We start from the raw sequence: 6,765 nt of genomic DNA on the forward strand, positions 1-6,765 counted from the left end.
GGTCAGCGCTCCGCCCGGCGGGCGTCGCGTATCCGGCGGAGGCGGTTGACCGTGACCGGGTCGTGGGCCAGCGCCCTGGGGTCGTCCAGGAGGGCGTTGAGCAGCTGGTAGTACCTCACGGGCACGAGCCCCAGCCGCTCCCGTATCGCCCGCTCCTTCGCCCCGGGCCCGCTCCAGCCCTGCCGCTCCATCGCCAGAATCCCCCGCTCCCGGGGGGTGAGCTCTTCCATGCCCGCACGGTATCGGCAGGCACTGACAAGGTCGGCCGGACCTGGGGCGAGGCGGCTACTCCGAGCTCTCCGCCACCGAAGCCGCGTTCTGCAGCTCGGTGAGGACCGAGGACGGGTTTCCGCCCGGGGCGACGGCCTTGCCTATGCCGGCCTTGATGTCGGCGCTGACGGCGGCCCAGGAGGTCTTGTCGACGGGATAGAGCTCGGCGGCGGGGAGTTCGTCGAGGAAGGGGGTGAGGTCCTTGTCCCTGGGGTCCTCGGCCATGGCCTGGGACGCCGACGTGGTCACCGGCAGCAGGTCGTACTCGCGGGAGAAGGCCAGCACGTTCTTCTCGCTGTAGACGAAGTCGAGGAAGTCGCCGGCCTGCTTGCGGTGGCCGTTCTGCTTGAACGCCATCATCCAGTCGGCGACGCCCATCGTGGACCGGGCCCGCCCGTCCACGCCGGGCATCGGCACCATGCCGAACTTCACGCCCTTGTTCGCGGCCATCTTCATCAGCGTGGGATGCCCGTTCAGCATCCCGACCTCGCCCCGCGTGAACGCGGCGAACGCGGCCGCCCGGTCGAGCTTCGCCGGCGCGACGGGCCCGGTGAGCCCCCGGTCGACGAGTTCGTCCTTGAGCCAGCTGAAGGTGGCGACGTTCTGCGTGGAGTCGAGGTGGTAGGTGCCGACGTCGTCGGTGTACCCGTCGCCCCCGCTGAGCAGCCACTGCATGGTCTCGGCCTGCGCCTCCTCGGGTCCCAGAGGCAGCGCGTACGGCGTCTTCACGCCCTTGGACTTCAGCACCTTCGCGTCGGCGGCGAGCTCGCTCCAGGTCTTCGGCGCGGTGAGCCCCGCCGAGGAGAACAGCTTCTTGTTGTAGAAGAGCAGCCGCGTCGACGCCGCGAAGGGCAACGCGTACTGCACCCGGTCCTTCTTGCCTGCCTCGCCGAGCTGCGAGACGAAGTCGGCCTGGACGGGTATGGAGAGCAGTTCGTCGGCGGTGTAGAGCTGGTCCCTGGCGGCGTAGTCGGAGTACGCGCCGATCTGCGCCAGGTCGGGCGCGTGCCCCGCCGCGACCATCTCCTTGACCTTGCGGTCGACGTCGGTCCAGGAGTAGACGCTGACCTCGACCTTGGTCCCGGGGTGGTCGGCCTCGTAGGCGGTGGCGAGCTTGTTCCAGTACTTCTTGGAGCTGTTGGCCGCGGAGTCCCCGTAGTCGGCGGCGACCAGCTTCAGGGTCACGTCCCCGGAGTCGCCGGAGCTGCCGCAGCCCGCGAGTGTCGCCGCCATGCTCATGGCGGACACCGCCGCGACCAGTCCTGTCCTGCGCGTCCTTGTCCCACGCGTCCCGCGCCGCTGCACCGCTCGTTCCCCAAACACTGTCTGCCACCACTGACTTTTCGAACTGTTGAATTGTTGAACTGTTTCCCAGACTTGTTGTCCAGACCAGTCGTCTCGCAGTTCGGACACAAGGTCTACACCACGTGAATGGACTAGACCTCTCCTGGGGTAAGGGGCGACACTGTCCCCCGTGAGACATGTCATCGCCCTCGATGTGGGCGGCACCGGGATGAAAGCCGCCCTCATGGGAGCGAGCGGCGCCGCGCCTTCCGAGGGGACACCCCCCGCTCCCCCCGTGCTGCACCGGGCCCGCCGCGCCACGGGCCGGGAGCACGGCCCCGACGCCGTCGTGGAGACGATCCTCGACTTCGCTGCCGAGCTGCGCGGCTGGGGCGAGGAGCACCTCGGTGAGCCCGCCGCGGCCGCCGGGGTCGCCGTCCCCGGCATCGTCGACGCCGCCGACGGCATCGCGGTGTACGCGGCCAACCTCGGCTGGCGCGACGTACCCCTGCGCGCCCTGCTCAGCGAGCGGCTGGCCGGCGTCCCGGTCGCGCTCGGCCACGACGTGCGGGCCGGCGGTCTGGCGGAGGGCCGGATCGGCGCGGGCCGGGGCGCGGACCGCTTCCTGTTCGTGCCGCTCGGCACCGGCATCGCGGGCGCGATCGGCATCGACGGCACCGTCGAGGCGGGCGCGCACGGCTTCGCGGGCGAGATCGGACACATCGTCGTACGCCCGGGGGGAACCCCGTGTCCGTGCGGCCAGCGCGGCTGCCTGGAGCGGTTCGCGTCGGCGTCGGCGGTCAGCCAGGCGTGGGCGCAGGCGTCCGGGGACCCGGCGGCGGACGCGGCGGACTGCGCCAAGGCCGTGCGGTCCGGGGACCCGCGCGCACAGCGGGTCTGGCAGGACGCCGTCGACGCGCTCGCCGACGGCCTCGTCACCGCGCTCACCCTCCTGGACCCGCGCACCCTGATCATCGGTGGCGGACTCGCCGAGGCGGGGGAAACCTTGTTCACACCGCTGCGCGCCGCCGTCGAGCGACGCGTGACCTTCCAGAAGCTGCCGTCGATCGTCCCCGCGGCCCTCGGGGACGCGGCCGGCTGCCTGGGCGCCGGACTGCTGGCCCGTGACCTGCTCGACGCCGTTTCCCACCCGACTTCGGAGGTAACCACCTGATGGCCCCTAGCAAGGTTCTCGCCGGTGCACGGGTGGTCCTGCCCACCGGGATCGTGGACGGCGGCCGCGTGATCGTCGACGGCGCGCGCATCGCGGGGAGCGCGCACCCGGACGCGCCGGCCCTGGACCTCTCCGGCCACTGGCTGGTCCCCGGCTTCGTCGACATCCACAACCACGGCGGCGGCGGCGCGTCCTTCACCTCGGGGACGGTCGAGGAGGTCCTCCAGGGCGTCCGCACCCACCGTCTGCACGGCACGACGACGCTCGTCACCTCCACCGTGACCGGCGAGATGGACGGGCTGGCCCAGCGCGCCGGCCTCCTTTCGGAGCTGGCCGAGCAGGGCGACATCGCGGGCATCCACTTCGAGGGCCCGTTCATCTCGCCGTGCCGCAAGGGCGCCCACTCCGAGGCACTGCTGCGCCACCCGGACCCGGCGGAGGTCCGCAAGCTGATCGACGCGGCCCGGGGACGGGCCCGCATGGTCACGCTCGCCACCGAGCTGCCGGGCGGCATCGACTCCGTGCGGCTGCTGGCGGAGCACGGGGTGATCGCGGCGATCGGGCACACGGACGCGACGTACGAGCAGACGGTGGAGGCCATCGACGCGGGCGCCACGGTCGCCACCCACCTCTTCAACGCGATGCCGGTGCTCGGCCACCGCACGCCGGGCCCGATCGCGGCCCTGCTCGAGGACGAGCGCGTCACGGTCGAGTTGATCAACGACGGTACTCATCTGCACCCGGCCGCGCTGCAGTTGGCGTTCCATCACGCGGGCGCGGGGCGGGTCGCGTTCATCACGGACGCGATGGACGCGGCGGGCTTCGGCGACGGCCGCTACATGCTCGGCCCGCTGGAGGTGGAGGTGGCGGACGGCGTCGCGCGCCTTGTGGAGGGCGGCTCGATCGCGGGCTCCACGCTCACTCTGGACCGCGCGTTCAAGCGGGCGGTCACGGTGGACCGGCTGCCGGTCGAGGACGCCGTCGCCGCACTGTCCGCCAACCCGGCCCGCCTCCTCGGCGCGTACGACCGGGTGGGCTCCCTGGAGCCGGGCAAGGACGCCGACCTGGTGGTCCTCGACGCCGCGTTCGACCTCAAGGGCGTGATGCGCGGGGGCGAGTGGGTGGTCGATCCACAACTGGGCTGATTCGCCCGGGTTGTTGCTCTTGCACGTACTGTACGGCGGTCGGCCCGGGGCACTGGGCCGACCGCCGTCTCTTTGGCATGATCAGGGCGGTTACTGAAGGTAGGCCGTCGCTGGGAGGTGGGTCTCGTGATCCTCACGGTCACGCTGAACACCGCTCTCGACATCACCTACCGCGTCGGCGCCCTGCGGCCGCACACCTCGCACCGGGTGACCGAGGTGACGGAACGGCCCGGTGGCAAGGGCGTGAACGTGGCCCGCGTGCTCGCCCTGCTCGGTCACCGGGTGGCGGTCACGGGCTTCACGGGCGGCGCGACGGGCCGCGCCGTGCAGGACCGGCTCGCGCACACGCCGGGGGTGGTGGACGCGCTGGTCCCGGTGGCGGGTTCGACGCGCCGCACCATCGCGGTGGTCGACACCACCACCGGTGACACGACCCAGCTGAACGAGCCCGGCCCCGCCATCACTCCCGCCGAATGGTCGGCCTTCCAGGGGGCGTACGAGGATCTGCTGCGCTCCGCCTCGGCGGTGGCCCTGTGCGGCAGCCTGCCGCCCGGGGTGCCGGTGGGCGCGTACGCCGGGCTCATCCGCACGGCACGCACCCTGGGGGTACCGGTCCTGTTGGACACCAGCGGCGAACCGCTGCGCCGCGGGGTCGCCGCCCGCCCCGACATCGTCAAGCCCAACGCCGACGAACTCGCCGAACTCACCGGCTCCCACGACCCGTTGGAGGCCACCCGAAACGCCCGCCGACGCGGCGCCCACACGGTCGTGGCCTCTCTCGGCGCGGACGGCCTCCTCGCCGTGAACGCCCAGGGCCGCTGGCGCGCGACCCCGCCCCGCCACATCCGAGGCAACCCGACCGGCGCCGGCGACTCGGCCGTCGCGGGCCTCCTCTCGGGCCTGGTGGAACACCTTCCCTGGCCGGCCCGCCTGGCCCGCGCCGTCGCCCTGTCGGCAGCGACCGTACTGGCCCCGGCAGCGGGCGAGTTCGACCGCGCGACGTACGAGGAACTACTGAGCCGCGTCGCGGTGACGGGGGACGCGACCGCGGCGTGACGCGCGGTCCGGTACTGCGAGGCGGGGCTACTTCTTCCAGCCCTTGACCAGATACACCTGATCCAGGTTGAAGTCGCAGTCGTCACCCTGCTCGCAGGAGATCTTGATCTCGTTGGTGCCCTTGTTGAGCAGGATGTTGGAATAGGTGTTGGTCCAGCCCTTCACGTAGTCGCCCTCGGGGGCGTGCGCGAAGTTACCCATGTTGATCTTGCGGCTCTGTGCCGTGCCGTTGATCGTGAGCGTGGAGCTCTCGTCCTTGCCGGGCACTCCGTAGAGGACGAACAGCGTGTACTTGCCGTCCTTGGGGATGCCGCTCGGGGTCCAGGTCACGCTTGCGCCGACCTGGTTGAAGCCCGTGACGTAGATGCCGCCGTCCGACTTGGCGCCGGTGAGGTCGGACGCGGTGGTGACGCCGGCCAGCTTCAGCGCCTTCGCGTCGGCCTTCGGCAGCTCCGCGTCGTCGTCCGCGGCCGCCTTCGTGGAGGACTGGCTCGGCTCGGCGCTCTGGGCCGCCGACGGGGAGGAACCCGCCTTGCTGCCGCCCTTGCCCTTGTCCGAGTCGCCGCCGAGCATGGCGACGCCGATGCCGATGACGACCGCCGCGACCACGGCGATGGCGCCGATCAGCAGGCCCTTGGTGTTGGGACCGCGCCCACGCCCGCCGCCGTCACCCATCGGCACCTGCCGGGTGGCGTCCGCGCCGCCGGGCATGGTCTCGGGAGCCGCGTAGTACGCGTTCTGCTGACCATAGGGCTGCTGGGGCTGGCCGTACGCCTGGGGCTGCTGGGGCACCTGCTGGCCGTACGGCGTCGTCTGGGCGGCCTGCTGCTGGCCGTACTGGCGCTCGCCGACCGCCCGCCCCCGGTTCATCGAGCCGGGGTAGCCGTAGCCACCGCCACCGCTCGGCGGGGTGGCTCCGTTGGCCTGACCGTCGGCGTACAGATAGCCGAACGGGTCGTCTTCCTCGGGCGTGCTCGCGCCGTTGTTGCCGGGCGTCATCCCTTGGTGCTCCTAGCGGGTGCGGGGTTCAGATGCGTACGTGGATGAAGGGCGAGCCTACCCGCTCTCGCTGGCCCAAACGGGTGGCCTTCACCGCATCGACTCACTGACCTGCGGGGATCTGCGGGTTATCCCGCCCGCCTGTGCTGTTTGGGACGAGAACGTTTCTCGACGTACATCCGCTCGTCAGCGGATTTCAACACTTCGTCCGCCGTCATGCCGCAGTGTGCCCATCCGATGCCGAAGCTGGCGCCGACCCGCATGGCGCGTCCGTCGACCCGGATGGGCTGGATGATCTCGTTGCGCAGCCGCACCGCGAGGTCCTGGGCGTCGGCTCGGCCGAGCCCGTCGGCGAGGACCACGAACTCGTCGCCGCCGAGCCGGGCGACCGTGTCACCGTCGCGGACCTGCCTGCTCAGCCGCCTGGCGACCTCGATCAGCACCTCGTCGCCCGCGTTGTGCCCGAACCGGTCATTGATCGACTTGAAGCCGTCGAGGTCGCAGAAGAGCACCGCGAGGCCCTTGGTGCCGTCGTCGCTCTCGCCCTCGGGCGCGATGGTGTGGACGTGGTGGTCGAAGGCGCCGTACGCCTCCGCGCCGGTCCGGAAGTCGAAGCCGTGCCCGTGCGGGTCGACGGCGGGGTGCGTCTCGGCGTACTGCGCCTGCCCGTGGCCGTACGCCGCGTCCAGCGACTCGACCGCGCCGAGCTGCGCGGACGTCGGGCGGCGGCAGAGGCGGGAGCTGAGCCGGGAGCGCAGCTCGGCCGAGTTCGGCAGGCCGGTCAGGGAGTCGTGCGAGGCGCGGTGGGCGAGCTGCAGCTCGCGGCGCTTGCGCTCC

The 6,765-nt window shown here is 71.8% G+C and carries 7 protein-coding genes; 3 read left to right on the forward strand and 4 right to left on the reverse strand.

The window, feature by feature from the left end; all coding sequences use genetic code 11:
* Window positions 1–2: 2 nt before the first annotated feature.
* Both ABZS97_RS28970 and ABZS97_RS28975 read right to left on the reverse strand, forming a co-directional pair.
* Window positions 3–230, reverse strand: a complete 228-nt coding sequence (locus ABZS97_RS28970) for a DUF3263 domain-containing protein (protein ID WP_356142186.1) — start codon at window positions 228–230, stop codon at window positions 3–5.
* Between the two features lie 55 nt (window positions 231–285).
* Window positions 286–1,503, reverse strand: a complete 1,218-nt coding sequence (locus ABZS97_RS28975; RefSeq protein WP_356142200.1) for an extracellular solute-binding protein — start codon at window positions 1,501–1,503, stop codon at window positions 286–288.
* A gap of 241 nt (window positions 1,504–1,744) precedes the next feature.
* Here ABZS97_RS28975 and ABZS97_RS28980 point away from each other — a divergent pair, with 241 nt between their 5' ends.
* From ABZS97_RS28980 to ABZS97_RS28990, 3 genes are all read left to right on the forward strand, one after another.
* Window positions 1,745–2,728 (forward strand): ROK family protein, encoded by a 984-nt coding sequence (locus ABZS97_RS28980; RefSeq protein ID WP_356142188.1) that lies wholly within the window; start codon window positions 1,745–1,747, stop codon window positions 2,726–2,728.
* On the forward strand, window positions 2,728–3,873 hold the full coding sequence (nagA, locus tag ABZS97_RS28985) for an N-acetylglucosamine-6-phosphate deacetylase (RefSeq protein ID WP_356142190.1): 1,146 nt from the start codon (window positions 2,728–2,730) through the stop codon (window positions 3,871–3,873). Before ABZS97_RS28980 ends, nagA begins: the two co-directional genes overlap by 1 nt.
* A 126-nt stretch (window positions 3,874–3,999) precedes the next feature.
* Window positions 4,000–4,929: a 1-phosphofructokinase family hexose kinase gene (locus ABZS97_RS28990; protein WP_356142192.1), complete on the forward strand. Its 930-nt coding sequence runs from the start codon at window positions 4,000–4,002 to the stop codon at window positions 4,927–4,929.
* 27 nt (window positions 4,930–4,956) lie between these two features.
* Here ABZS97_RS28990 and ABZS97_RS28995 read toward each other — a convergent pair whose 3' ends face one another.
* A complete protein-coding gene (locus tag ABZS97_RS28995; protein ID WP_356142194.1) occupies window positions 4,957–5,928 on the reverse strand; it encodes a carbohydrate-binding protein in 972 nt (323 codons plus the stop codon).
* A gap of 128 nt (window positions 5,929–6,056) precedes the next feature.
* Window positions 6,057–6,765: GGDEF domain-containing protein (locus ABZS97_RS29000; RefSeq protein ID WP_356142196.1), on the reverse strand; the 709-nt coding region annotated here is incomplete at its 5' end.

The organism is Streptomyces sp. NPDC005485, assembly GCF_040606085.1.
In the GTDB taxonomy this organism is placed as follows: domain Bacteria; phylum Actinomycetota; class Actinomycetes; order Streptomycetales; family Streptomycetaceae; genus Streptomyces.